Source organism: Lactiplantibacillus sp. YT640, from assembly GCF_049745435.1.
Lineage (GTDB): Bacteria > Bacillota > Bacilli > Lactobacillales > Lactobacillaceae > Lactiplantibacillus > Lactiplantibacillus plantarum.
On record NZ_JBMNVY010000001.1, the window covers coordinates 183872 to 210789 of the forward strand.

Sequence of the window (26918 nt, forward strand, 5' to 3'; positions counted from 1 at the left end):
ACTCAATATCGTCATACTAGCAACGACAAAGACTAATAAGGTCATCGCCATCCGCCATTCACTGTGCCAAAGATTTTGCGTGTGCCACCACACGGCTAACAATCTCCACATCAGCTAGCTAGACCATATTGCTTAATCGTAACTCACACGATGATTCAAATTTATTGATTGAAATTCTGAACTGCCCCCGTAAACAATGTTAGCTCTACACATAACCAAAACAATGCCCCAGAAGCCATAAAATTTCTGGGGCATCATCAATCCCTACATGATACTTTAATAAATCAATTCATGCGTCTTCAAGCACGACGGCGATAACCGATTCCCACCGCGGCAATTAACAAGCCCAAAAGCCCGGCAAAAATCACCCAAATCGGCGACTGCTTCTCGCTGGTTTGCGGCAAAGTTCCGTGGTTATAGCCAGCTGATGTGCTTTGGTCACTACCAGTTGGCGTTCCAAAGCCGTTCATACCAGTTGTCACACCATTACCCACAGTGCCACCAGCACCATTGACACCCGTGCTTGGTTGCTTGATCAGTCCTGGTAATGCCGGTTGACCTAATCCAGATTGTCCCGGTTTAGGTGCAGCGGGTTGGCTTGGACCGGGTACAGCTGGTCGTTCCGGTTGTGGCGCGGTTGGCCCCGTGGTTCCAGGGTTACCTGGCTCAGTCGTTCCTGGTTCGCCTGGTTTGCCTGGTTGGCTTGGTTCAGTTGTTCCTGGTTCACCCGGTTTACTTGGCTCAGTCGTCCCTGGCTCACCCGGTTGGCTTGGTTCAGTCGTTCCTGGTTCACCCGGTTTACTTGGCTCAGTTGTTCCTGGTTCACCTGGTTTACTTGGTTCAGTCGTCCCTGGTTCACCTGGTTGGCTTGGTTCAGTCGTCCCTGGTTCACCTGGTTTGCCTGGTTCAGTTGTTCCTGGTTCAGTGACCGGTTCATCAGTTGCTGCTACCGTTACCACTGCCGTTTGATTCGGCTTGATTGTAAATGATAACGGTGCCGCATTAAGCTGATAACCACTAGGCGCTTTAGTTTCAACAAATTGATAATTGCCCGCGGTCAGACCAGATACGGTAAGTTGACCAGTGGTATCCGTCGTTAATCCCATCTTGAGCACTTTGCCAGTGGCATCTTGCAATTCATAAACGGCCCCAGCCAATGCCGCCTTGGTCGTGGCATCAGTCTTGGTTAACGTGACATCATCCTGACTTACCTGAAAAGCAACCTCTGACTTAATACCGCCGAGAGTAAATTTTACTGGGGTGGTATTAAGTTCATACCCAAACGGAGCCTTGGTTTCAACGAACTGATAATCACCAGCACGTAGATTTTTGACAATCAATTGTCCCTGCGAATCAGTCGTCAACCCAGTTTGGATTACCTTGCCCGTACTATCTTGCAATTCATAAACGGCTCCAGCCAACACGGCCTTGGTTGCCGCATCATGCTTCGTTAATTCGATGGTATAGGTCATCCCTGCTGTTCCATTGCCACCATAGGTAATATCGGCCGTCGCATCAACGCCTAGTCCGTCCAGTGCAGCCGTATTATGCCATTTAGCTGTGTCAGCCGGATTAAAATTCTCAACCTTAGTGTTATAAGTAATCACAAACGGCGAATGAATGTTGTTAAACGTAAAAGTAATCACGTTACCATTAGTTGCAACAGTCGGTGTTAACGGTTGCTGTGGCACTTGGATACCATTGATAATTTGCACGGCCTGTGCCGCAACCGAATCTGGAATGAATGTCTGATTGGGCCCTAGCGTATCTGTAACCACAACCGTCGAGTTATTGCCCGGTGTCACGGTAATGTGCCACCCCAATACCGTTGGCGCACCATCACTTCCCGACGAAACAACCAAGCCACTTTTAGCAATTTCGGCTGATCCTTCCGTCGCCGTCGCATTGCCCTTCGCATTCATGCTCAATGTGCCAGCCCGACTATTGAGTGTACCCAACGCATCCGTAAACGTGATTGTCCCAGTACTGGCACCTTTCGTATACGTAAACGTGCCCAAGGTTTGCCCGGCAGAATCTGTTAACGGCATCACAACATCATGATCGATACTGACGTACGTTGGAATCTCAACGGTTGCTGTATCACCGGCCTTAATCACTTCAGAATCTGGAATACTCCAATGATACGTTAATTGGTAGCCAGCCTTATCATTCAACGTACTTGTGTCAGTAACGGGCTTGCCATTCGCATCAAGTACGATGGCATTGCCAGCCGTTAAACCCGTAACACTGATTTCTTTAGCATGTGCAGTACTCCCCAGCATAAATAGCGCTAATATTACCGTTAACATGCTTAGCATATACCCAACTAGCTTTCTTCGCATACGCTCCTCCCCCATTCAAAAAAAGCTTTGTCTTTGTCATTCTCACAACCCAACACACCCTCACAGTCGCGTATGATTGTCAGGGTCGGCCACCAGTTAGTGATTCACGCTAATCAGCTCCATATGTACAATACTGCAACCAACTAGTTTACTACGAATCAAAACTTTTATTTGCGAACTATCCGAACTAATCGTTTAGCAAAAAAGGCCCCTAGAACTATGCCTAGAAGTCTACCGGAAATTCCATTTACATTGTCTCGCTAAAAAATAACCACAAAGCTAAGCCTTAAGCTGAAGGCCCCTTTATTCTGGAATATAACTCGAATCAACAACCTAACCAACTGAAAGTTAAGCCAATATGCTTACGACAATGTCAATATCATCGTCTGATGTCGCAAACCCGCCTCCATAAACGGGCGCCCTTGTGGCTGATACCCTAATTGTGTATAAAACCCTTGTGCAGTGACTTGAGCGCCTAGTACCAACTGTCGCCAACCACGGCTCAGCCCATCCGCTGCAATCCGTTGAAGCAATTGTCGTGCATAGCCCTGCCCTCGTGCCGCTTTCAACGTAGCAACTCGTTGAACATGCCCCGTCCATTGGTCGCTAGGTGTCACTCGCGCTGTGGCTACCGCCTGCTTTTGATCATCATACAAGACGTAGTGCCACGTCGCTGGAGTGACCGTATCAATTTCCAAAGTTTCATCGATATGTTGTTCCTGCACAAAGACTGCCCGCCGGATTGCAATGGCATCCGCATAAACTGATGAATCAACCTGGTTACTCATTTTTATCTGCATCACGTTATCACCCGTTCTTCTGAAATACTTTGAGAATACGCGTTTCACCGGTTATCGTCAAACTAACTCGAAACGAAATTAACGCATTCTTAAAATTGTTAGCGATTACGAGTTCCGATGTTATGTTAAAATGATTTGATGACTGGTTATCGAGTCATATCCAAATTTGTTAAAAATGAGGTCTTTATCGATGTTTACCAAATTTCGCCAATACGTTAACACGCGAATTGGATTTTTTTGGCTACTAGTCTTCTTATTCTGGGCCAAAACGATCTATGCGTACTTAACCGAATTTTCACTAGGCGTTGCCGATCCACTCCAGGCATTCCTGATGCTCGTGAACCCGATTGCAACGACGGTCTTTCTGTTTAGTCTGGCGTTCTACATTCGTAAAACCGGTGTATATTACTATATTTTGCTATTCATTGATGCACTCGACACCATTTTACTGTATGCCAACGTTATCTACCATCGTGAATTCACGGATTTCATGACTGTTAGTACGATTACCGGCGTGTCCAAGGTCAGTCAGGGACTTACCGGCTCATCGTTAGCCCTAGCGAGTTGGGGCGATGTTCTTTACTGGGCGGATATTATTGTCATTCTGGCCTTGGTCATTCTTCATCGGATTAAGCAAGACACACGACCAATTAAGAAACACACGGCCTTTGCGTACACCTCTGCCGCGATTGCAGGTTTCGGTCTTAACTTGACCTTAGCAGAATCCAACCGACCACAACTACTAACCAGAACGTTTGACCGCACTTATATCGTCAAATATCTTGGTATAGATGCTTTTACAGTCTATGATGGTATCAAGGATGAACAGACCAATCATCAACGCGCCAGCGCAAAGAAATCAGAATTAGATACCGTTAAAGATTATACTGAATCACACTATGCCGCGCCAAACGCTAAGATGTACGGTCTGGCGAAGGGTCGCAACGTCATTGTGATTCATCTAGAAAGTTTTCAACAATTTCTTATTGATCAGAAAGTCAACGGTAAGGAAGTTACGCCGTTCTTAAATAAACTGTATCATAGCAACTCAACTTACAGTTTTAAGAACTTTTTCCACCAAGTTGGTCAAGGGAAAACTTCTGATGCCGAAAATATGCTTGAAACTAGTACTTACGGGCTCTCAACTGGATCATTGTTCTCCCAATTAGGCTCAGATAATACGTTCCAGGCCGCTCCCGCGATTCTAAACCAACGGGCCAATTATTCCTCCGCCGTCTTCCACGGTAACGTGGCCAGTTTCTGGAATCGAAATAACACGTATAAGAATATGGGGTACCAATATTTCTTTGATGCCAGTTATTTCGATACGACTGGTGATAAATCAACTGGATATGGTCTAAAGGATAAGCTGTTATTTAAGAATTCAGTTCAGTATCTTGAACGGCTACAACAACCGTTCTACGTCAAATACATCACGGTAACGAACCACTTCCCATTCACACTTGATAAGGAAGACACGACGTTTAAGACAACGGATACTAGTGATTCCGCCATTAACGGTTACTTCCAGACCGCCCACTACCTCGATCAATCCGTCAAAGAATTCTATACCTACTTGCAAAAGGCTGGTTTATTAAAGAATTCGATGATCGTACTCTATGGTGACCACTACGGCTTATCCAACAGTGAAAACTCGACCTTGGCACCTATTCTCGGTAAATCTGCGGACGATTGGACTTCCTTTGATAGCGCCCAGCTTCAACGTGTGCCATTCATGATCAATATTCCAGGAATCAAGAGTGGTAAAGTCGAATCGACTTATGGCGGTGAAATTGACGTCCTACCAACGATTCTGCACTTACTAGGGATTTCAAGCAAACGTTATATTCAGTTTGGGACCGACCTCTTCTCTAAACAACACGATAGTACCGTTGCGTTTAGAAATCGCGATTTCGTCACGTCTAAATACACCGTCCTTAGCGGCAAAATTTATGACAACGCAACTGGCGAAACGATTGATGATGAGGCAGTTCAGAAGACTGTTGATAAAGATCAGAAGAAAGTCGACAAAGAATTAAGCCTCTCTGATTCACTTAACAATAAAAATTTGTTACGTTTCTACACCCCTAAGGGCTTCAAGAAAGTCGACGCTTCTAATTACAATTACGCCGATGGCCTTGAAAAAGAAATTCAGATTCAAAATAAATTAGCTGGCAAGTCAACCAGTCTCTACTCGAAGAATGGTAATAAGTCAACGGACTCGTTGTATACGACCGACGCACCGGAAGCTTCGCATAAGAAGACTGATTCTACTCGTATCAAGATTACCAACCCTGATGATACGGATAGTACCACGACTAGCTCTAGCAGTTCCAAATAGCAACAAGCATTCCATTTACAATGCAAGGCGCGACGGCAATTTATTTGCCATCGCGCCTTTTTATGATCTCCTTTAAATATGACGCTGCCCTCACCCATCTGGCATCGTTTTCATGATAAAATACTGATTACGGCTTGTCTCATGCTTGCGCATTAACGATGATTACACGTGCCATCTCTTAAGTTCAGTGGCCGTTCATCAGCCATTCGCACGGATTACCGAAACGTGCTCGGTAGCCCCATTATGCTTAGTTGAAAGTGGTTTCCTAGAGTGACTAATCTAAGCAATTATTTAGATAAAAATAACTAACACAATGCGTGTTACAATAAAATTAATAATGACTTGATTCGTCAATGCCGGATCAAGGGAGGAGGCACCACGCATGGGCGCTTGGCGTTTTTGGTGGGATAGTACCCGCCGCTTTTATAAGAACTGGGGCAGTTACGTTGCCCTGATATTTAGTACCAATTTGGTCATTAGTTACCTAGCAATTCCTTTTTTTAATTGGGTGCTAGAAATGTTACTCAAGTGGCAACGGGTCAGTTATGTCTCGTACACGAATATCGGTAGTATTATTATTCACCAACCACTGGCCGCACTCGGTATGGTGGCGATCTTATTAGCCATTATTATTTTAGTTTATTGGCAATTTGCGTTTCTGCTACTGGGTATTATGAATATCTTTCGTGGCCGACCACAAACTGTACGCGCGGTCTTGCGGTCAACGGTCACTAGTCTGACTGGCACCTCACCCAGCACTTTCTTATTCTTTATCGGCTACTTTATTGTGATTTTGCCATTTGGAAGTTTCATCTTTACAACACCATTACTCAACAAGGCCAAAATTCCAGCCTTCATTGTCAGCTATCTCATGGAAAACCCGTGGATGACGCTCGGCTTGGGGTGCTTCTACTTGCTGGCTGGTTACCTTGGAATTCGCCTAATTAGCCTATTACCGCTAATGATTGTCGATCGGCTTCCATGGAAAACGGCCGTTACTCGTAGTTGGCAACAAACGCGCCACCATCTTTGGCGCTACTTATGGACCATGATTGTGACCTTATTTATGATTTTTCTGATCGTCACGACCATTTATACGTTGATTTACGTAGCCCAGCTTCAATTCGATAAAACAAGTTTTGCCATGGCCGCTGCCACTGTTAATCTCTTTATCATGGAAGCAATCACCGAAATTATTATTTGTTATACCACGGCCATCTTCATGATGTTAATTATTGTTTGCTATCGTCAAGACTTTACACTCCTCCGCCAACAACCGCAATACTTTAACGAGGCACCACGGTTGCGCAAATTGACTCGGGCGAGTGTTGCAATTGGCTTGCTGTTAGCGACAAGTTTGCTAGTTGCCGTTAATTTAGTCTACTTAAATGGACTAGTAATTACCAAGCCAATCATGATTTCCCACCGCGGCGTCGATAACGGTAACGGCGTGCAAAACACAATTCCTGCACTGATCAAGACCAGCAAGGAACATCCGGATTACGTTGAGATGGACATCCAAGTCACCAAGGACCATCAATTCGTTGTCATGCATGATCCAACCTTAAAAGCCTTAGCTGGCGTTAAGAAAAAGCCATCTCAATTAACATTAAAACAACTAGAAAAAATTACTGTTCGTGAAAATGGCTATCAGGCAAAGATTCCAAGTTTCGATGCTTACCTGAAAGCGGCTCACAAGCATCATCAAAAACTATTAGTCGAAATCAAGACCAGCTCGGCTTACACCGCCGCCGATACTAAACGGTTCATCGATCGTTATGGTGCGACCCTACTGGCTCATCATGACCAAGTCCATACGCTTAGTTTCAAAGTCATGCGTGACTTGAAACGCTTAGATCAAAAACAATTCGTTAGTTACATCTTGCCTTATAATCTCACGTTCCCGCATACAGTCGCGAACGGCTACACCATGGAGGTCACCACATTAAACGACCAATTCGTTGACAAGGCTGACCGCAATCACAAGACGGTTTACGCCTGGGACATTGATAATACGGACCAAATGGATCAAATGATGTTCATGGGCGTCACCGGCGTAGTCACTGATAATCTAACGGAAATGCAGCAAGAAGTTAAGAGCAACACCGACCATCCCAGCTATGCCAAACTCTTATTGACTTTTATGAATGAATTAAGTCTAACTAGCAACGAGTAATCCACATTATTTCAAAGTTGCTGTCACAGCGAGTGCATAAATCATTCAGCAACCACGAAAATTCTGAATGATGTCGTTGCTGAAAAAGTGACTTCCAGCTGATGACGAATCGTAAGCGCCATCTGAATGCATAAGTGCATTTGGATAGCGCTTTTTTTGATCTGATTAGCCGTCGCGGTGATTGAGATGTTGGTAAAAAACTGTATTAAAGTGCTCAGCGCTCCGGGTTATCTGCCATTTTAATTTCTAAAGCGCACGAATGCCGATAGTTGATCAGCCACTGATTTTTAATACTTTTACCGCCAATTAGGTGCTCATATGGAATGACCCAGAAACAGGGTCTGAACCATGAAGTCCTTTGATGACAGTACGTTATCAGGGACGTCAATATTAGATAAAAACCAGAAAGAGCCATGAGTTATCATGACTCCGTAAGCAACAGATTGGTAGCAGTTCGTCCTACTTTTGCTTGTGTCTCAACACAACAACCGAAATACCTAAAATTCCAAGAACTATTGGAACATCGATTGCGGTAACCGGCAATCCAAATTGCGATAAAATGTAAATGAAGCATACTATTAATAAAACACCACCGTATTTTAAAAAAAACCGATAATTACATTGTCTGGATAACGCTTTTTTAAATACAGTAATAGAAAAATAAAACACAAATAAAGTATCGTATGCTTCACAACACTTAGTGACATATAAAATCTAATCATCTAAACTAACACACCATCAATAATGGAACCTTTTGCCATAAACAGAATCATCCTCTCAAATTCTACGTTAACAACAGGCAGTATGTTACGAATTTATCTTAACAACAGCGTTTCTTTATCGTTATCAATTTTCAGTAAATTTTGTGTATTTTTTTGTACAAACTTATACATTGTAAAAGTTTAGTCGGAGCGACCGGTTGTTTTTTTATTTTAAGACACACCAAAGCTATCTAGATTGAAAAAAACATTTGCCTTTCTACCACTTCATGGTACAACAGGCCGCCAATAAAGCGGGTTCTTAAAGGAACAAGCAAATAGGACGAGAAGCCAAGATTCGGTTTCTCGTCCTATTTGCTTGTATAGCGCCAGTTATATCGCAGCTCTTTTAAACTTACATTTTTTCAAACACGGTCGTACTATGCAGTGGACTCCGTCGTTCGGGATACAAGGTCATCATTAACTGATTGACCGCGTTAGGAGCTTCCCCGAAGCCACTGGCAATCAAGCCTAACTTGCCCGCGTAAGTCACCGTATCACCAATAGCCGCAATCCCAGGTACGTCGGTATTCATCTCCGTATCAACGGTGATGAGTCGGTGGGCCATGGTTGGGGTCACGTGCCAGTTTCGGATGACTTTATTATCCGCGATAAAGCCATAGTTAACAATCAAATCATCAACGGCCAATGTTTCTTCAGTTGTGCCGCGAACCTCTTTCATCGTCAGCTGTAACTGTCCGGTAGCCGTCTCTGCAAGTTGCTTAATCAAAAATGGCGTCTTGATTTCAACGGAAGACGCTTTTAACAAGTCCACATTGTGTTCCATCCCACGGAACCGATCACGCCGATGCATGATATAAACGTGCTTAGCAACGGGTTCAAGCATCAAGGCCATATCGATGGCTGAGTCGCCACCACCCGCAACTAGTACCGTTCGATCCGCAAATTGCTTGACACTTGGAATGTGGTAGAATAATTGCTTATTCTCAAATTCAGCCGCATTATCGACTGCTAAGCGCCGGGGTTCAAAAGCCCCACTCCCAGTCGCTACGATAATCGCTTTGGAATGTGACTGCTGTCCACTCGCCGTGGTAATCGTGAAATCACCCATCGCTCCCGTGACATCCGTCACCGGGCTCGCCAATTGAATGTCAATTGGAAATTGTGTGAGTTGCTTTTCAAGTTGTGCCACCAGTTCGCGGCCCTTGATTGCCGGATATCCCGCAACGTCATGAATGATCTTCTCAGGATACAAAGCCTGAACCTGCCCCCCTAATTCGGGGAGACTTTCTAATAACTGAACCCGTGCATTACGCATACCAGCATAGAAGGCTGCAAACATGCCGACCGGGCCACCACCAATAATTGTTAAATCATATTCTGCACTCATCGTTTCCCAGCTCTCTTCTATGTAGACTTATTGCTTCTCATTCTAGTGGATTCGGCGAAGGTTTGCAAAAGCAATTTTTACTAATTCGACTATAATAGGATTCAAAGGCGAGGTGGATCAGTGATGCGACGAATTAAAATTATTAAAATCATGGCCATTATTAGTGCGACCCTGGTCGTAGGGATTGGATCCTATTGGCAACATCGCTTGACCCCATTACGAAAAACGCGGGTCGCCCAAACGAGTATTCCGACCATCTTCGTCGGTGGCGATTACGCGCGCGCATTTTCTACCGACGGCTTTGTGCACCGCTTAACCGCGGCACACCTGATGACGAAAGGATTGGTCGTCCATGTTAGTCACGCCGGCCACGTGACTGTCCAACAGTTCGGACCACTAAAAAACAACCCAACGATTCAGGTTATCTTTGCCGATAATCATCATGCGAAACGTCAAGCTCGGCAGTTTGCTACTGTCATGCAAGGGCTCGCAAAACGCTACCACGTGACCCGCTACAATGCTGTCGGTCACTCATCTGGAGGTAATATCATCTTTGATTATCTGACAGCGCAAGTCCCCCAGCGCGCACAAATCAATAAGTTTGTGACCATTGGCTCGACCTATCCGGGCTTGACCACTCAGCAGTTAAACCGGTTACCACGGTCCTTGCCGATATTGAATATTGCCGGCCATGTTTGGCATACAAGTGGTGATGGCGGCGTCAATTTACAAGCCGTACTTAAATTCAGCCATCAATTATTGGCAGCTGGTTGGTCACCAAAAACCCAAATCATTCACGGTAGTCCCCTGACCGCCAGCCACTCAATGTTGCATATCAATCCACAGGTCGACTTACTCATCATCCAGTTCTTGTACGGCAACTGATCAATTCATCGAGGCGTGCTGCCAATCAACCTGAAGCACGCCACACTTCTAATTTAACAGGATTCGGACACCCTTACGTCCCTTGGATGGGATGGCAAATGGTGTCTTTTCTGGTATCCTAAAACATCACATATCAGTTAATAACGCAATCACAAAAAAGTCTGCTAAATCTGGCCGCATACCGTTAGTTAAGCTAGCAAACGGTGTTTTGTCAGCGATTTCCATGTACAATGGTGGTAATATATGGGTATATCTTAATGGAGGCGATTACCATGCGCAAAAAATGGCGATGGTTATTATTAGCACTCACTGGAATTTTCTTTTTGATGTTCGGGCCACCCTTAGTTAGTCAGGCCCGCAACGTAATTGAAGCAACGGGCAACGATGTTAATAGTGCGGTTATCAAAGATAGTAAGGGCAAGATAATGGCTCACGATGCACAATTGCCAGAAGACCAAGAATACACAGTCAATTACAACTGGCGCATCCCTGATAACCTCAAGATCAAGGTGGGCGACACGATGGCTTTCCAAGTCCCCGAAAACGTTCGTATTCCGCATGACGAGGCTTTTCCAATGAAAGGAACCACTGCAGGTAACATCGGAACCTTCTTCATTGCTGCCGGCGCACATACGGGTCTCGTCACATTTAATCAGGCCTATCAAACCAGACCACGTAATCGGAAAGGGTTTGTTCAATTGGACGCCTTCGGAACCGTTCCTAGTCATCCTGGTAACTTAGCCCCAATTTTATTAGAGAAATCAGCTGAATGGGCTGACGAAGCTAATCCACGGCGGATCAACTGGACAATTCGTGTCTTGCCTAATAACAATCAGCTCGTCGATCCCACCTTTGTTGATACGTTGAGTCCGAACCAAACGTATGTCAATGGCAGCGCCGTCCTACGCGATGAGACAGGTAATATTATTCCCGTCAATACGAGCGTGAATGGTAATCAATTGACGTTTAATGCCACAGGGTCGTTTACGTCAGAGTTAGCTTTGACCTACCAAACTAAGACTAACGAACCCACTGGCGACGCAACTTTTGAAAATAATGTCACCTATACTGACAAGAACGGCAACAAGGGATCCGCGACAGCCACGATTTCACGGCCAGTCACCGAACCGGACGTTCCCGAAAATCCAGGTATTTCGGAACCAACAGATCCCGATGAAGATGAGGAACCAGGAGTTACTGAACCGGAAAAACCTGGGACTACCGAACCCGAGAAACCCGGAGTCACCGAACCAGAGAAACCTGGGACTACCGAACCCGAGAAACCCGGAGTCACCGAACCAGAAAAACCTGGGACTACTGAACCAGAGAAACCCGGAGTCACCGAACCAGAAAAACCTGGGACTACCGAACCCGAGAAACCCGGAGTCACCGAACCAGAGAAACCTGGGACTACCGAACCTGAGAAACCCGGAGTCACCGAACCAGAAAAACCTGGGACTACTGAACCGGAGAAACCCGGGGTCACTGAACCAGAAAAGCCGGGTACCGTCTCACCAGAACAGCCGAGTGGTCCTAAGCCCACCAATCCAGGAACCGTAACACCTGAAAAACCAACGGCCGTCACTCCAGCCGTTCCAAATGAGTCGTCTCCATCGACCCCCGAACCAAGCGTCAGTGGTAATCTGTCAGCACCTGCCAATCCAGCGACAAATTCGACTAACACGACCGCCACAACGGTTCCGGCAACTAATCCCTTACCAGCATCGGCAGCTACAGCTTTTGCAGGCTCAGCACCGATGAATAAGTCGTTGCCACAAACTAACGAACACTCGGCAAGTTGGTCAGTAGCTATCGGTCTCGCCTTATTGATTGGATTACTCGGTAGCGCTTTTGTCCTGACACGCCGAACTAAGCATCGGCATTCATAATTAGCTTGTCACACCGTCAAAAAAATGAGCTGCTCACGTCGCGTTGAACTGACGATCAACGGTGTGAGTAGCTCATTTTTTATAATTTCAACTTGCTGCTAGTAACACTGCGCGATACTTTGTTAGTCGGTCTCACGATCTAGTTGCTCCAGCGCCGTTTTTAATTGTGCTTGCGCACTCGCATCCAGTGAGGGATACGCTAATGGCAATTCCGACAGGCGTTGATTGATGATTTCCGAAACACAGAGCCGCGAATACCACTTACTATCCGACGGAATGACGTACCACGGTGTCGCTTTAGTAGCCGTCTTGGTGATAGCATCATCATAAGCACGCTGATAATCATCCCAATACTGCCGTTCCTGAATATCGGCAGCTGAGAATTTCCAGTTGTGACTTGGAATTTCAATACGGCGAATAAAACGTTGCTTCTGTTCCGCCTTTGACATGTGTAAGAAGAACTTGAGCACTAAGTAGCCGTTGTGTTGCAAGTAATCTTCAAAGTACCGAAGATCGTTAAAACGACGTTCAAAAAAAGCATCATCCACTTGTTTCTTATCGTTAATCTCACCGACGTGCTCATTCACAATAATTTCCGGATGGACTCGACTAACAAGTACGTCTTCATAATACGACCGATTGAAGATCCCAATCATGCCGCGTTTGGGGACCCGATCATGAATTCGCCATAAATAATCATGCGCAATTTCTTTAGTAGTTGGTTGCTTGAACGATGTGACTTCACAGCCTTGGGGGTTGACCCCACTCATGATATGGCGAATCATACTGTCCTTACCCGCCGCATCCATCGCCTGAAAAATGACTAAAACACCAAATCGGTCTTGTGCATATAACTTACCTTGCAGTTCAGTCAGTTGCTTAATATTCTTGGCGATTTGCGCCTTGATGACCTTTTCGTCTTCAAATTCTGGATCAACCGCCGTTGCTAATTTAGTTAATCCTAATTTTTGCTTTCCAGTATATCGGTAGTGCTTTTCAAAATTCACGTTCTAGCTTCCCCTCAATATTATCGATAATCAACTAATGTCGCTAGCGGTTGATGATCTGCTGGCTTGCCAGCAACGGCCGCTTTGCCAATTGAAACGAGCAATAGTGGCCGATACCGCTGGGCGTCAAGTTCCAAAATAGACGTGAATCCGGCAGCATCAAACCCGGTCATCGGATTCGTATCAAAGCCATGATCTTTAGCCACTAACATAAATTGCATCGCAATCAGGCCAGCATCTAGGGCGCCAATGGTCTCGTCACCAGTATCAAATTGTTGCCCCTGACTGGCCTGAAACGCTGGCGCTTGGTGTTGGTTTTCACGATCCAGCACAAATAAGACGACGGCACTGGCCGTAGTTAACTGACTGGTATTACCAGTCGCGGCACACAACCGTTGTCGCAAGGCTGCATCCTCAATCACCAACGCCCGAATCGGTTGTTGATTCAATGCGGTTGGTGCCAAAAATGCGGTCTGTAACATCGCGGCCATTTCTTCACGCCCAATTTTAGTTTGGCCGTCATATTGCCGAACCGAATGGCGCGCATTCATGATTGCTTCTAATGGACTATTCGTCGTCATCAGCTTCACCTTCCTTAATTGTCAGTATAAAACAGCCTTCAACATTTCGCCAGTAAGCGTGGTCGTGAAATATTTCCGAACATTTTTCTGTTCAATGTTAATTTAATTCGCCGCTAGCCGTTGTCAGCATCAACTGAAACGTTTACAATTAAAACATAGCTTTATAGCGCTTCAGACCTAATCAGGGAGGATGTTTTACATGGCAAAACGTAAAATGATTTTAGACTTAGACACCGGGATTGACGACGCAATGGCCATTGCCTACGCAGTCGGTGCACCCGACGTTGATTTAATTGGGATTATCAGTTCTTATGGGAACTGCCTAGTGGATCAGGCGGCGATTAACAGTTTACAAATTCTAGAACTACTAGGTGCCACTGACGTACCCGTCTTTCTAGGTGAACCCCACTCCAGTACGACGGAACACTTTGACGTTATGCCGATTTCACAGCAGATTCATGGCATGAACGGTATCGGCGACGTGAACCTTCCTGAACCGAAACGCGCCGTGGAAAAGCAGTCCGGTGTCGACTTTTTAATTGATGCCGTTCACCAATATGGCGCCGATCTGACCCTAGTGCCAACCGGTCCCTTAACCAACTTGGCCGAAGCACTCGAAAAAGCACCAGACATTGCCAGCACCATTGGTAATGTGACCTTAATGGGTGGTGCACTGACTGTTCCAGGTAATGTCAGTCACTACGCTGAAGCCAATATTAATCAAGATGCCGAAGCGGCCAACGCCGTCTTCACCAGTACGATGCCTCTTACGATGGTCGGACTCGACGTAACGTTACGGACATTATTAACCAAGACTGAAACACAACAATGGCGGGACTTAAAGACAACTGCGGGCGAAAAATTTGCTGACATTGTTGACTATTACATTGCGGCTTACGATATTACGAGTCCTGACTTACACGGTTGTGCCTTACACGATCCACTGGCAGTCGGCGTTTCACTCGATCCAAGTTTTGTCACCACGTTAGACCTGAATATGTACGTCCAGGCTAGTGGTGAAGATTATGGCCGGACAATTGGTGACCCTGCGCGACTCAATGACCCAACTAACGTCACGGTTGCGTTAACGGTCGACAAGGATCGTTATTTGAAGACATTCATGAATTACCTGACGACATTATTTAAAGCCCATTAGTTATATTTCATCATGGCAACCGGATCACAGAAGTTCGCTTCCGTGATCCGGTTGTTATTATTTATTTACAAGTCTGCTAATTTTTCATTTTTCCCCGGCAATTTATGTTAAATTAGCAGTATCACCATTCAGAAAGTAGGTATCGCCATGGCACAAAAATATTACGCTGTTCGTAAGGGACGCCAACCTGGTATTTACCGCACCTGGCCCGAAACTCAAAAGCAAGTTAGCGGTTATCCACAAGCACAGTACAAGAGCTTCACAAGCGAGAAAGACGCTCAGGATTTTATGGCTGGTAAGGCCAGTCCAACCCGACTAGCTCACTCAAAATCAATATCTAATCAAACGCCGGTCAACGCAGCCATTACTGTTTATACTGATGGCGGTTCGCGAAATACCGGAAACGTTGCCGGTCAGCACGTGCACCAAGATGATAAGGCTGCCTGGGCTTATCGGATTGAAATGCCCGACCAACTCGTCACTGACTCTGCCGGCGAATGGGGTGCCACCAATAATCGCATGGAAATCATGGCCTTCTTACGAGCTCTTGAACAATTGCAACAGCTTGGCCAAACTAAGACTGGGATTCTGTTCGTACTTGATTCACAGTATGTCCTCAACGCAGTCACTAAGGGCTGGCTGGCTGGTTGGAAACGACGCGGCTGGAAACGCAGCAATGGTCCGTTAGTTAACGCTGAGTTATGGCGTGAAGTCGACCGGTTGCTTCCAGCATTCACTGCACTTAATTACCGCTGGACTAAGGGCCACGCTACCAATCAGGGCAATGTCTTTGTCGATCATTTGTTGAATCAAACTATGGATCAAATGCACGCTGGTCAGCCGGCTCAAGCCTCGACTGGTGCTAAAATTAGTCCACAGCCAGCTAAAACTAGTGTGCCACAGCCGACTATGTCGAACCCAACACCAACTAAGTCTAATCAATCGGCCACTGTACGCTCGACACCAGCTGAAAAAAAGCCAGTTGATCCCGAACAAGTCGCCCGTTCAGTAGCGGCGATCAAGAAGATGCTACGCAATAACTAATCAAAAACTGTGACCCCAACATACTGATTGCTGGAACCGAATTCCGCAAGTCAACTGTTTGGATTACAGTTTTATTTCATTAAAATTTATAGCCAACCAATTTTTTTTAGTCCATTGGCGATGCCATCGTGATCACAATCGGTCGTCGTAATGTCTGCTAATGCTTTAATCTCAGCTTTCGCGTTACCCATAGCGACCCCAATACCGGCGCTCTGAATCATCTCTCGGTCATTATCATTATCACCAAAGGCCGCAACGTTACTCGAATCGACATTAAGTGCCGCTGCCAGTTTTGCAATTCCTTGCGCCTTAGATCCCACTTTGGGAATGATATCAACCCCGCGTTCATGAAAACGAACAAAGGAAAACTCATCTGGATGCGGCAACAATCGATTTTGGACATCCGGGTAAAACATCATGGCCTGATACACATCATGGTGCTGATAGTAATCAGGGGCATAATCCAACTCAGGTGCCCGAAACGTGTTCAACACCTGGCGCGTCGTGGTGGACGGATGTGTGTGGATATGTAGCCCATCCAGTGATTCGACCACAATATCAATATTCTGTTTATCCGCCGCCGCAACCAATTTGCCAACATTGTCTTTAGATAAGGTGTGTTGATGAATTTGTTGGCGACCAGCAAACGCTGCTGAACCATTGCACAGTACATAATCTTGTAATTGTAAGGCATTAATAACTGGCCGGGCCATCGCTAAATTGCGACCCGTGGCGATGGCTACATGAATCCCGTCATCTCTAAGTGCTTGAATACTTTCAATGGTGCTCGGTAATAATTGCTTATTGCGAGCCAATAGTGTGTCATCAATGTCAAAAACTGCTAATCTTGCTACCATATTAATTGCTCCTCCAAGTTATCGCGGGATAAATTCTGATTTAATCAATTCATGGGTACGGGTCTTGCCGATTGCCAATCGAAATGCTGACTGACCCAATGATTCTAGATGATGGTCGATCGTCGAAAACTTTAATAGTCGACTCGTCAGCAAGTTCTCCTGCCCAATCACTGGAATGGGGGCTAACCCGTGATCCATAAAATATTGATAGGCGCCCGCCCCAATATCATCGCCATTTGCAAAAATCGCGGCCACGCGAGACGCTTGATTGGCAAAATACTTACCAGCGTGGTAACCGTCTTCATAAGTGGCAGCACCGGTATAGAGTCGCTCGTCATCCAACTGACCATATACTTCGTGGTAGGCTCGCCGCGTAACCCGTGTACTAGCACTAATGACGTTATTACGGCTCAAAATAACGCCCATCGTCGCATAACCTTGTTGCTTCGCCCACCGTAATGCCGTAACATATGAAGCCATGCGGTCCGTATAAGCTGCGGCCAATGCCCGGTCATCACCTGGATCTTCACAACAGACGATTTGACCATACTTGCGGTAACGTTCCAGTGTATCCAGTGAACTACTACGTGACGTAAAAATCAGCGCATCATAGGCTTTACTTCTTAAGTCTTCTAAATAATGGCGTTCAATCGTCATATCATAATTAGTCGGTAGCAACATGATTTTATAACCCGCCGCAAAGCCTGCACTGACGATACCATCAACTACCCGTGCGAAATACGGGTGATTCGCATACGGTAGTACCACGCCAATTGTCTTCGTCCGCCCCCGACTTAAATCACGAGCGACCCGGTTAGGTACGTAATCCAGTTCTTGCATAATAGCCTCAACTTTGGCCCGTTTATCATCCGCAACGTACTTCTGATGGTTAATTACCCGCGAGACTGTCGAAACGGAATAACCCGATAGTCGCGCAATATCATGTATATTCGTCATCACAGAACTTCCTCTCTCAATTGATGATACCACGTTGTTTCATATAATTACCATAATTTATGAAACCGGTACCAGGTCAAGCTGATTTTACTCAGTTTTATGATAATCGTCGCTTTTTTCCAATATTAACCGTATGATACTAACTATGGAGGTCGATGACATGTCAATATTAATTGCCTTGCAACAACAGTCAGACTTTACTAGTACTGAACAGCGGATCAGTAGCTATATTCTGGCACATCTAGATCAAATGCCAACTATTCTGATCAAAGACCTAGCCGCTAAGACGTACACATCCCATTCAGCAATCATTAGGTTGGCCCAAAAATTGAACTACCGGGGCTTTCGCGATTTCCAACGGAAATTGACTGCCGAAAGCATTGCCCAGGCACATCAAGCCGCCACTGTGGATGCCAATTTTCCGTTCTCGGCGACAGATTCGGTCGCCACAATCAGCCAAAAGATGGCCGCCTTGAATATTCGGGCCATTCAGACAGCCCAGCAGCAACTTGATACGAACCAATTAGCCCAAGCTGCTGACTTATTGACGCGATCAAAACGAATCTTTATCTTCTCGCAAGGTGACTCACAACTACGGGCCCGTAGTTTTCAAAATAAACTCGTCAAAATCAATCGTTTTGCTATAATCGCCGAAGAATATGCTGACGAATCCTGGAACGCAGCCAACTTAACAGCTGATGATTGTGCTCTGATTATTTCATATGCTGGTACTACTAAAATCCATCAGCAAGTTGCCACCTATTTTCACGCTCATCAAATTCCCATGATTGTCCTAACAGGTAATCCACAATCACCACTCATCAGTCAAGCGACCCAGCACTTGCTCACCGTTCAGAGTGAATATAATTTTGCCAAAATCGGTACTTTTGCATCCCAAGCGGCGTTTGAATACGTCTTAGACAGTCTTTTCGCAGTCATGTATGCACATGATTTTCATCACCATTTACAAGACCTGCGACAAAAACAGCACCTAATCCAGGACGGCCCGCTCACCACAAAATAACACATCTAACGGCTCAAAAGCGCGTCCTACAGTTTCTAGGACACGCTTTTTACAATCTCTTCTATTTATTGTGCAGCCACATTAGCAACGACGCATTAGCCCAATTGCAATCCCGCGCTCGCTAACGCTTGGTCAACAACTTCCATGACCGCTTGGGAATGATCTAATTGCCGCTTAACGGTTACCATATCGTGATTAGCAATAAGACGTTCAAACGCCACAAACTCAGCATACATCCGATGCTCAGCTTGATTAAGCGCTAAATCAGTTGTCGTTCCATCATGTGCAATTTCAGTGATACTTTCGACCGTATTAGTAGGACCGTTGACAATGATCGAACCAGTCGTCCCCTGAATCGTGGAACGTACCGGTGAAGTCGAATCCTTGGCACCGATACAAACGACTTTAACATTCGGATAGGTCAACACTAAGATGCCTGATGTATCAATATTTCGTTCAACATTAGCTAAATACTGCACGTGCGTTGGTGCGCCTAACAAGCCAACCACAAAATGAATATTATAAGGCAGATTGTAAAATTTAAGTTGAACATTTAAGTAGACAGAAAAACCCATCAAGGTCCTTAATGGTGTTACCACACAATCCATTAGAAAGAAGGACCTTGATGAGCACCACTATTTTATCATTCCAGAACCGTGTTGTCATTGAAACGCTTCATAATGAAGGACGTTCCTTGCGATACATCGCTAACTACTTAGGCTTTAGTAAGACCACCATCTTTAACGAACTTCACCGGCTAAATAGTGAGTACCAGGCTGGGCTAGCGCAAACTGACTTTGAACGAAAGGTTAGTCAACGGGGGCGGAAGTCTTCGCTCACTAAAAACCTTAAACACTTAATCGAGGAAAAAATTCAAGTCCAGAAGTGGTCCCCTGAACAAGTTGCCCATGTAGTTGGGATTGCCTACAAGACGGTCTATAACTGGATTGATCAAGGATGGCTTGATGTACAGTTACCCGATTTGCCTGATCATGGAATTCGTCGTCATCGTGCTAAAGAAAAGCGTGGTACGTTCAGTCACGGCCGCTCCATTGAGGAGCGTCCTCATAAAGTCGAAACTCGCCAGGAATTCGGCCACTTTGAAGCTGATACCGTACTTTCTGGCAAACGTAAAGGTCAAGCTGTGGCTACTTTTGTGGAGCGTAAGAGTCGCCTGACAATTGTTAAACGGCTCCATGGTCGCGATAGTCGGTCCATGACTCAAGCCGTACTTGAACTAGCTAGTCAACTTCAAGGCAAGCTCAAGACGCTTACCGTAGACCATGGTAAAGAGTTCGCTAACTATCAGACAATTGAGCGGCGAACTGGTACACAGGTTTATTTTGCCCATGCCTATTCACCACATGAACGAGGCAGTAATGGAAATCGCAACCGAGTACTACGCCGCTTCATTCCCAAAGGTCAACCGATTGATGAGATTACCGATGATGAATTGATTCAAATTAATTGGTATTTGAATTCACGGCCACTTAAATGTCTTAATTGGCATACACCAATCGAGATCTTCTTGCTTAATTTACGTCATTAAATTCGTTCAAGTTATTTCTTGCAATCTGCCATAAATATTCAAGTCCATCAGGGCGCCCCCACCAAGCTTAGGATTAAAAGCTGGTAAGATCGTTCCGGCTTTAAACTGATCATAACGTGATGAATACTGCGAATAGTTGCATTCGATAATTTTCAAGTCGCCCAACTTGGTCAAATCACGTTTGATTGCCTGATAGTTTTCCAAATACTGATTCGTAATTGCTTCGATTAACACTAAGTCTTGGCGACCTGCCAATTCGATTAGTTCCGTTAACTGAGATGCCACTAACGTAAACGGCTTCTCACAAATGACGTTCTTCCCCGCTTCGCATAGTCATAATGTAACGAATTCGGCAAAGCGACGTACACTGTATCAATTGTCGTATCGGCTAGCAAAGCTGCATAATCTGTGTAGACCGTTCCAATACGATACGTGGCTTGCAGCTCGCGTGCTCGCGCCACACTCCGCGGCGTTGACAGCAATCCCACCAATTCAATCACGGGAATGCTCTTCACCATTGGCAAGAAGTCCTGAACAATCTTGCCTGTTCCTAAAATTCCTAATCGCATCATAATCCTCCTCATAATTTATATTAACGAATTAATACCGGCCAAATGAAATCAGCTAAGGCCCACTGAAAAAAGCTCAAGTTTGCGTAAACATGCTTAGCCAGCGTCGGCTTGCGCCGACCGCCAACAATTGGCACCAACCTCCTAGGACGCACACCGGTAGCCGAACAACAATCTAAAGCTGACACGTACCAATAGCTGGGCTAGTGCAACACTCAAGAAGCGCTAATGTCGGCATTGTTGAATACCAGTTTCTAACATTTTCACTTGCAACAACGTTTCCTCATCTTTGACTAACTTAGGTTGTCCATTGATGATGCTGTCGTAAACGCCGGCGTAAACCCGACTGTAGTCACCAACTTCCGAAACGACTGCCTCTTCGTGATACTGACCCGCATCGTCGATATAAGTTAACGTGCCATAGTTTTCAGGTTGATCAATGCCAAAGTCAGCGTGATTCGGCATGTAAAAATGTTTCAGATCGTATTCCTGACGATCCTTAGTCGCCTTTACGAACATGCCCTTTTTGCCATAAACCACGAAGCTCGGCCGTGATTTAATGCGGAAATAGCTAGATTTTACAGAGACTTTCAAGGCACCGTAATACAGATCGATATCAAAATAATCATTCATCCGGTCACTTCCCAATAGTTGCCGAACATCATAGTGCACGTCATCCGGCTCCCCGAAGTATGCAATCACTTGGTCTAAAGTATGGCAAGCATGACCATATAAATAACTCGTATCTAATGAAAAATGGTCAACATTGGTTGGAACCTCTGGCCGGAAATAATCAAAGTGCATTTCGACTTCCAGCAAGTCACCGAGGACGCCGCTTTCAATGACCTTTTGTGTCGTCAAATAGTCCGAATCAAAGCGCCGATTCTGGTAACACTGAATAAACAAATGCTTTTGCTTAGCCAATTCAAAAAGTTCGCGGGCTTCCGCTGATGTTTCCGTAAATGGTTTTTCCACCAAGACATTCTTACCATGGTTCAAGACATCCTTAGCTACCGAATAGTGCGTATGACTAGGTGTTGAAACAACTACGAGCTGAATATCAGGGTCCTCATAAATATCTGCTAACGTAGTCGTGTAATGCACGCCCGCAATTGGTTGCCAATTCTGGTGTCCTGAACGTGAATAGATGGTCTTCACCTTAATTTGATCTTTGAGTTTCAGTGCAAATGGTAAGTGATAGCGGTTAGCACTCTTACCGTTGCCGATATAAGCAATTGTTAACATCGCGATGTCCTCCAGTTAAGTTGATAATTTCATTATACTGACTTAGAACGTCACGCCAAGCTAATGACATACTTTAGGTCAAAACGTTCAATAATTAACTTCTAATCGGTCTTTTTTTAAACATTAGGTCCAGCCCCAAATTAATCATTGCAGATAATACTTTTATTCATATGATTGCGTTAAAATTAAACTACTTTACAAAATCTAGGAGGAAATTTGGTTTGCAAACCGTTTTCTTAGTCTTATTACTCGTTGCGGCTGTCGTCGTTGCTAACGCCGTCTACGCACGTTTCAATCAAATTCCAGTCGCCTTTTTACAAATTGGGGCTGGGTTAATCTTGTCTCTGATTCCGTTGTATCGAAATTTTGAATTGGAACCTGAAATTTTTCTATTCGTCATTATTTCGATTTTAATGTTTAATGATGGCCAAAACACCAACATTCGCAAGCTCAGTCACCAGTTTGGCACGACCCTTTCGCTTTCGGTAGTGTTAGCCATCGTGACCATCCTAATTGTTGGTACGGTCACTCACTTACTGATTCCTGAGTTTTCGCTGGCACTTGCTTTTGCCCTTGGCGCTATTATTACGCCAACCGATGCCGTCGCGGTCTCATCGATTACGACTAAAGTTGCGATTCCAAGAGCAGTCATGACGACGCTTGAAAATGAATCACTGTTCAATGACGCCTCCGGAATCGTGGCCTTTAACTTAGCGATTGCTGCGATCGTCACTGGTAAGTTTTCAGTCTGGCACGGAATCACTAACTTTTTATATGTCTTTGCCGGTGGAATCTTCGTCGGCCTAATCATCGGTTATGTCATTGTTGCTGTCAGGATTATGCTGATTCGCATGCGGGTCGATACACCTTCTGTGATCGTCCCCTACACATTACTGACACCGTTTGTCGTCTATTTCTTAGCTGAATCGTTAGGCGTTTCCGGTATCTTGGCTGTTGTTGCCACCGGTCTCATTCATGGTGTCCAGTCCGATCAATTACGGTTGACCACTTCCCGGCTACAAATCGTGATGACAACGACTTGGTCAATCGTGGCTAGTATTTTGAACGGTATCGTCTTTGTGTTATTAGGTGTGTCGTTGCCAAGTGTCATCAACCACTTACAGCAACGTGATACTAGTTCGGTCGCGGTATTAGTCGGTCTGGGAATCTTGCTCTACCTAATCATGACGTTCGCCCGTTTTCTCTGGACGCGCTTCGACTTAGCCCGTATTCGCGCGTGGGATAATCATGAAAAGACCCGTAATGCATTCGTGATGGGTCTGAGCGGCGTTCACGGCACGATTACGCTGGCGATGGCTTTTTCATTACCACTAACACTCAACGGCAGTGCTTTTCCTTATCGCAACGATATTATTTTCGTTGCCGCAGTGGTCATTCTAACTAGTCTGCTGGTGCCAACACTTTTGTTACCGTTGACGTTGCCAAAACAAGTTGTTAAGGTCACTGAAGATGAATTGGCAACCGCCAAAGCTGACATGGTAACTCACGCTATTGATCTCATGCAAGCACGCCATGGTAATAATGCTGGCACTAGTAAAGTGATTGCGATTCTGTCCGGCCAACGAGTACTAGATGGTCGTCCTAAGCGCTCGCAACTGGCGAGCTTGTTCGACGCCACTTTCAAAGTTGAACAAACCACTATTGATGAAATGGTTGCCAACAATGAAATCACGCCCCATGCCGCCGAAAAGTACATGCGCGTCGCTAGTCAGACGCGTCTGCAGAATCAACAAACTTTCTTCGAACGCTTGAAATTATTTTTCCGGTTTACACTCAGCAAATGGTCGCTCAGCAAAAAAGCTCGTGCCCGACGTAAAATGTTCCGACAATACCGGCCCCGTGGTGGTCAGAGTCGAACTGAGCTCATGACTCGTAATCGGCAAATGTGGCAACAAATGCGACAGATCGAACAAAAGCCGTATGAGGCCGTGTTAGCTTATTTAGCCGACACGATTACTGCTGACAATCAGCAAGCTATCGGGATCGTTCGCCGCGCCTATGATGAACGTCATCGCCGCCTATCTGGTGAACGGGATTTCCAGGAAACTCAAAATGAGCTTCTAATTGAAGCATTCCAGTTGGAATATAACTTCATTCAGACCCAATTAGCCAATAAAACATTCAGCTCAGAACTTGGTAACCAACTCTATGAACAAATTTCAACTGATCAGTTAGTTTACTTGCAATCGATCAATACCGACTAAATTCGTTTAGTAATGTCAATAACGTGACCAACTGTCCACACCACTATTTGGGCATCGGGTCCGTTACACTAACGTTGTACCATTGGTCGAACTGCCAACTGAACGTCTCAACAAGCCCCCCAATCTTGTGACCATGGTAACCTAATGACGCCTGACAACTTGTCGGCGTCATTTTTTATGATATTTTTGAAACAAAACACTTGTCTTAGAGTGGCTCTAAGGTGCTAATCTATAAAAGTATTCATGAATGAGAAAGTGAGCGATAGATAATGGAAACACCGATTTTAGCACGCATTGATCAGCCGGCCGATCTGAAACAATTATCCTTGCCGGAATTAACACAACTCGCAAGCGAGTTACGTCACGTCCTACTCAATAAAGTTAGTCAAACTGGTGGTCACGTTGGCCCTAACTTGGGCGTAGTCGAATTAACCATTGCCTTTCACACCATTTTTAATTCACCAGTTGATAAGGTTGTATGGGATGTTTCACACCAATCCTACACACACAAGATTCTAACGGGCCGAAAGCAAGCTTGGCTTGACCCCGCTCATTATAATGATGTCAGCGGCTACACTGCCCCAGAAGAAAGCCCCCACGACTATTTCAATATTGGTCATACTTCAACCTCGATTGCCTTGGCAACTGGCATGGCTGTTGCTCGTGACCTTGAGGGCAAAACAGGCAATGTCATGGCAGTGATTGGTGACGGCTCATTATCCGGTGGTTTAGCATTGGAAGGTCTAAACATCGCGGCCACCTTAAAGTCTAACCTCATTATTCTGGTTAACGATAATGGCATGGCAATTGCAGAAGACCATGGTGGCATTTACCAAAATCTCCGTGAACTCCGCGAAACTAACGGCACAAGTTCCCATAACTTGTTCAAAGATTTTGGCCTCGATTATCGCTACGTTGATGATGGTAACGACCTTGAGACCATGCTAACGACTTTTAAGGAAATTAAGGATGTTGACCACCCAATCGTGTTGCACGTCCATACCGAAAAGGGTCACGGCTATCAACCCGCGATCACTAATAAAGAAGCTTTCCACTGGCACGTGCCGTTTGACCTAGCGACCGGTCAGACGTTGCATCCCAACACCAAGGAAACGTATACGGATGTCATTCATGCCACGTTAGCCGATGAGTTAGCAGCCAAGACGCCTATCACGGCAATTACGGCGGCTGTTCCAGGAACTTATGACCTCAAACGCTTTGCTCGCCAATATCCAGACCGGTACTTTGACGTCGGCATTGCCGAACAAGAATCGATTACATTTGCTGCCGGACAGGCCCAACAAGGCTTACGGCCAATCGTCTTCCATTCTGGTACCTTCTTGCAACGGGCCTATGATCAACTATCTCATGATCTTGGCATCAATAAATTGCCCGTTACGATCATGGTTGCCGGTGGCCGCATTAACGCAGGCGATCCAACTCATCAAGGTACCTTTGACGTTGCCATGCTCAGTAATATTCCTAACTTAACTTACTTAGCGCCAACGACCAAGGAAGAACTTCAAGCCATGATGCACTGGGCTCTCCATCAAAATAACGGTCCGGTTGCCATCCGGGTACCAAGTAATGACGTCCAGTCAGTACCTCTAGCGCCTGATTTTGACGCAACTAAGATGCACACATTACACGCTGGTCAGCAAGTTGCTTTACTCGGTGTAGGCAGTCTCCTGCCTTTAGCAACAGCCGTGCAACAACAATTAGCTGAGCAACACATTGACGCGACGCTCATTGATCCCCGGGACATTTCTGCCCCCGATACGACGACTTTGGCCAACTTAAAGGCCGACCATCAGTTAGTTGTCACGGTTGAGGAAGCCAGTCTCAGCGGTGGTTTTGGTGAAAAAGTTAGTCGCTACTATGGCAACAGCGCTATGCGCGTTCTGAACTTTGGTGCTGCCAAACGCTTTAATGACCGTGAAACAACTAATGAACTGCGGCATGAATTTAAGCTGACCCCTGACCAAATTGTCACGGCAATTACTGATCAACTAGCAGAATAATCATCAGGCCAGCGACTCAACTTTCGTTTACCCACCAAAAGTCTAGCCAGTATGTTGTCGAACTCAACACGCTGGCTAGACTTTTTATATTTAACTGACAATAACCCAATCTCAGTTTAACGATTGGGAAAACAGGACGGC

The 26918-nt window shown here is 45.4% G+C and carries 19 protein-coding genes and 1 pseudogene; 10 read left to right on the forward strand and 10 right to left on the reverse strand.

The window, feature by feature from the left end; genetic code table 11:
• Positions 1-299 precede the first annotated feature (299 nt).
• On the reverse strand, positions 300-2342 hold the full coding sequence (locus ACOV1R_RS00895; RefSeq protein WP_219033493.1) for a SpaA isopeptide-forming pilin-related protein: 2043 nt from the start codon (positions 2340-2342) through the stop codon (positions 300-302).
• 362 nt (positions 2343-2704) lie between these two features.
• Positions 2705-3142 (reverse strand): GNAT family N-acetyltransferase, encoded by a 438-nt coding sequence (locus ACOV1R_RS00900; RefSeq protein ID WP_003642697.1) that lies wholly within the window; start codon positions 3140-3142, stop codon positions 2705-2707.
• 190 nt (positions 3143-3332) lie between these two features.
• Here ACOV1R_RS00900 and ACOV1R_RS00905 point away from each other — a divergent pair, with 190 nt between their 5' ends.
• Both ACOV1R_RS00905 and ACOV1R_RS00910 read left to right on the forward strand, forming a co-directional pair.
• Complete coding sequence (locus ACOV1R_RS00905; protein ID WP_054519243.1) at positions 3333-5483, forward strand: LTA synthase family protein; 2151 nt, start codon at positions 3333-3335, stop codon at positions 5481-5483.
• A 382-nt stretch (positions 5484-5865) separates the two neighbouring features.
• Positions 5866-7659: a glycerophosphodiester phosphodiesterase gene (locus ACOV1R_RS00910; protein WP_003642695.1), complete on the forward strand. Its 1794-nt coding sequence runs from the start codon at positions 5866-5868 to the stop codon at positions 7657-7659.
• 1113 nt (positions 7660-8772) lie between these two features.
• Here the strand turns inward: ACOV1R_RS00910 and ACOV1R_RS00915 are convergent.
• The gene (locus ACOV1R_RS00915; RefSeq protein WP_003642692.1) at positions 8773-9768 is read right to left on the reverse strand and encodes an NAD(P)/FAD-dependent oxidoreductase; all 996 of its coding nucleotides are present in this window, start codon (positions 9766-9768) and stop codon (positions 8773-8775) included.
• A gap of 123 nt (positions 9769-9891) precedes the next feature.
• On the opposite strand from ACOV1R_RS00915, the gene ACOV1R_RS00920 reads away from it, so the two are divergent.
• Both ACOV1R_RS00920 and ACOV1R_RS00925 read left to right on the forward strand, forming a co-directional pair.
• Positions 9892-10653 carry an alpha/beta hydrolase gene (locus tag ACOV1R_RS00920; RefSeq protein WP_003642691.1) on the forward strand — a complete coding sequence of 254 codons (762 nt, stop codon included), beginning with the start codon at positions 9892-9894 and terminating at the stop codon, positions 10651-10653.
• A gap of 272 nt (positions 10654-10925) precedes the next feature.
• Positions 10926-12542: an Ig-like domain-containing protein gene (locus ACOV1R_RS00925; RefSeq protein ID WP_128484973.1), complete on the forward strand. Its 1617-nt coding sequence runs from the start codon at positions 10926-10928 to the stop codon at positions 12540-12542.
• A 122-nt stretch (positions 12543-12664) separates the two neighbouring features.
• Here the strand turns inward: ACOV1R_RS00925 and ACOV1R_RS00930 are convergent, their stop codons facing one another.
• Together ACOV1R_RS00930 and ACOV1R_RS00935 are read right to left on the reverse strand one after the other, a co-directional pair.
• On the reverse strand, positions 12665-13549 hold the full coding sequence (locus ACOV1R_RS00930) for a polyphosphate kinase 2 family protein (protein WP_003642687.1): 885 nt from the start codon (positions 13547-13549) through the stop codon (positions 12665-12667).
• 20 nt (positions 13550-13569) lie between these two features.
• A complete protein-coding gene (locus ACOV1R_RS00935) occupies positions 13570-14130 on the reverse strand; it encodes a nitroreductase family protein (protein WP_011101839.1) in 561 nt (186 codons plus the stop codon).
• Between the two features lie 199 nt (positions 14131-14329).
• On the opposite strand from ACOV1R_RS00935, the gene ACOV1R_RS00940 reads away from it, so the two are divergent.
• Together ACOV1R_RS00940 and ACOV1R_RS00945 are read left to right on the forward strand one after the other, a co-directional pair.
• Entirely contained in the window at positions 14330-15286 is a 957-nt protein-coding gene (locus tag ACOV1R_RS00940) for a nucleoside hydrolase (RefSeq protein WP_003644692.1), read from the forward strand.
• 147 nt (positions 15287-15433) lie between these two features.
• On the forward strand, positions 15434-16330 hold the full coding sequence (locus tag ACOV1R_RS00945; RefSeq protein ID WP_128484972.1) for a ribonuclease H family protein: 897 nt from the start codon (positions 15434-15436) through the stop codon (positions 16328-16330).
• A gap of 86 nt (positions 16331-16416) precedes the next feature.
• Here the strand turns inward: ACOV1R_RS00945 and ACOV1R_RS00950 are convergent, their stop codons facing one another.
• Both ACOV1R_RS00950 and ACOV1R_RS00955 read right to left on the reverse strand, forming a co-directional pair.
• Complete coding sequence (locus ACOV1R_RS00950; protein ID WP_003642683.1) at positions 16417-17187, reverse strand: Cof-type HAD-IIB family hydrolase; 771 nt, start codon at positions 17185-17187, stop codon at positions 16417-16419.
• 18 nt (positions 17188-17205) lie between these two features.
• The gene (locus tag ACOV1R_RS00955) at positions 17206-18144 is read right to left on the reverse strand and encodes a LacI family DNA-binding transcriptional regulator (protein WP_003646569.1); all 939 of its coding nucleotides are present in this window, start codon (positions 18142-18144) and stop codon (positions 17206-17208) included.
• 160 nt (positions 18145-18304) lie between these two features.
• Between ACOV1R_RS00955 and ACOV1R_RS00960 the strand changes: the two genes are divergently transcribed.
• Entirely contained in the window at positions 18305-19168 is an 864-nt protein-coding gene (locus ACOV1R_RS00960) for a MurR/RpiR family transcriptional regulator (RefSeq protein ID WP_003644694.1), read from the forward strand.
• A gap of 95 nt (positions 19169-19263) precedes the next feature.
• Here the strand turns inward: ACOV1R_RS00960 and ACOV1R_RS00965 are convergent, their stop codons facing one another.
• Complete coding sequence (locus tag ACOV1R_RS00965) at positions 19264-19743, reverse strand: hypothetical protein (RefSeq protein WP_225914096.1); 480 nt, start codon at positions 19741-19743, stop codon at positions 19264-19266.
• Between the two features lie 50 nt (positions 19744-19793).
• Between ACOV1R_RS00965 and ACOV1R_RS00970 the strand changes: the two genes are divergently transcribed.
• Complete coding sequence (locus tag ACOV1R_RS00970) at positions 19794-20717, forward strand: IS30 family transposase (RefSeq protein WP_097558168.1); 924 nt, start codon at positions 19794-19796, stop codon at positions 20715-20717.
• Positions 20718-20747: 30 nt separating this feature from the next.
• On the opposite strand, the pseudogene ACOV1R_RS00975 reads toward ACOV1R_RS00970, so the two are convergent.
• Positions 20748-21286: pseudogene (locus ACOV1R_RS00975) on the reverse strand (Gfo/Idh/MocA family protein); the annotation flags it as partial.
• A gap of 225 nt (positions 21287-21511) precedes the next feature.
• Entirely contained in the window at positions 21512-22531 is a 1020-nt protein-coding gene (locus ACOV1R_RS00980; protein WP_003646566.1) for a Gfo/Idh/MocA family oxidoreductase, read from the reverse strand.
• 221 nt (positions 22532-22752) lie between these two features.
• On the opposite strand from ACOV1R_RS00980, the gene ACOV1R_RS00985 reads away from it, so the two are divergent.
• Entirely contained in the window at positions 22753-24756 is a 2004-nt protein-coding gene (locus ACOV1R_RS00985) for a Na+/H+ antiporter (protein ID WP_015825788.1), read from the forward strand.
• A 269-nt stretch (positions 24757-25025) separates the two neighbouring features.
• On the forward strand, positions 25026-26777 hold the full coding sequence (locus ACOV1R_RS00990) for a 1-deoxy-D-xylulose-5-phosphate synthase (RefSeq protein ID WP_097558167.1): 1752 nt from the start codon (positions 25026-25028) through the stop codon (positions 26775-26777).
• The last annotated feature ends 141 nt before the right edge of the window (positions 26778-26918 follow it).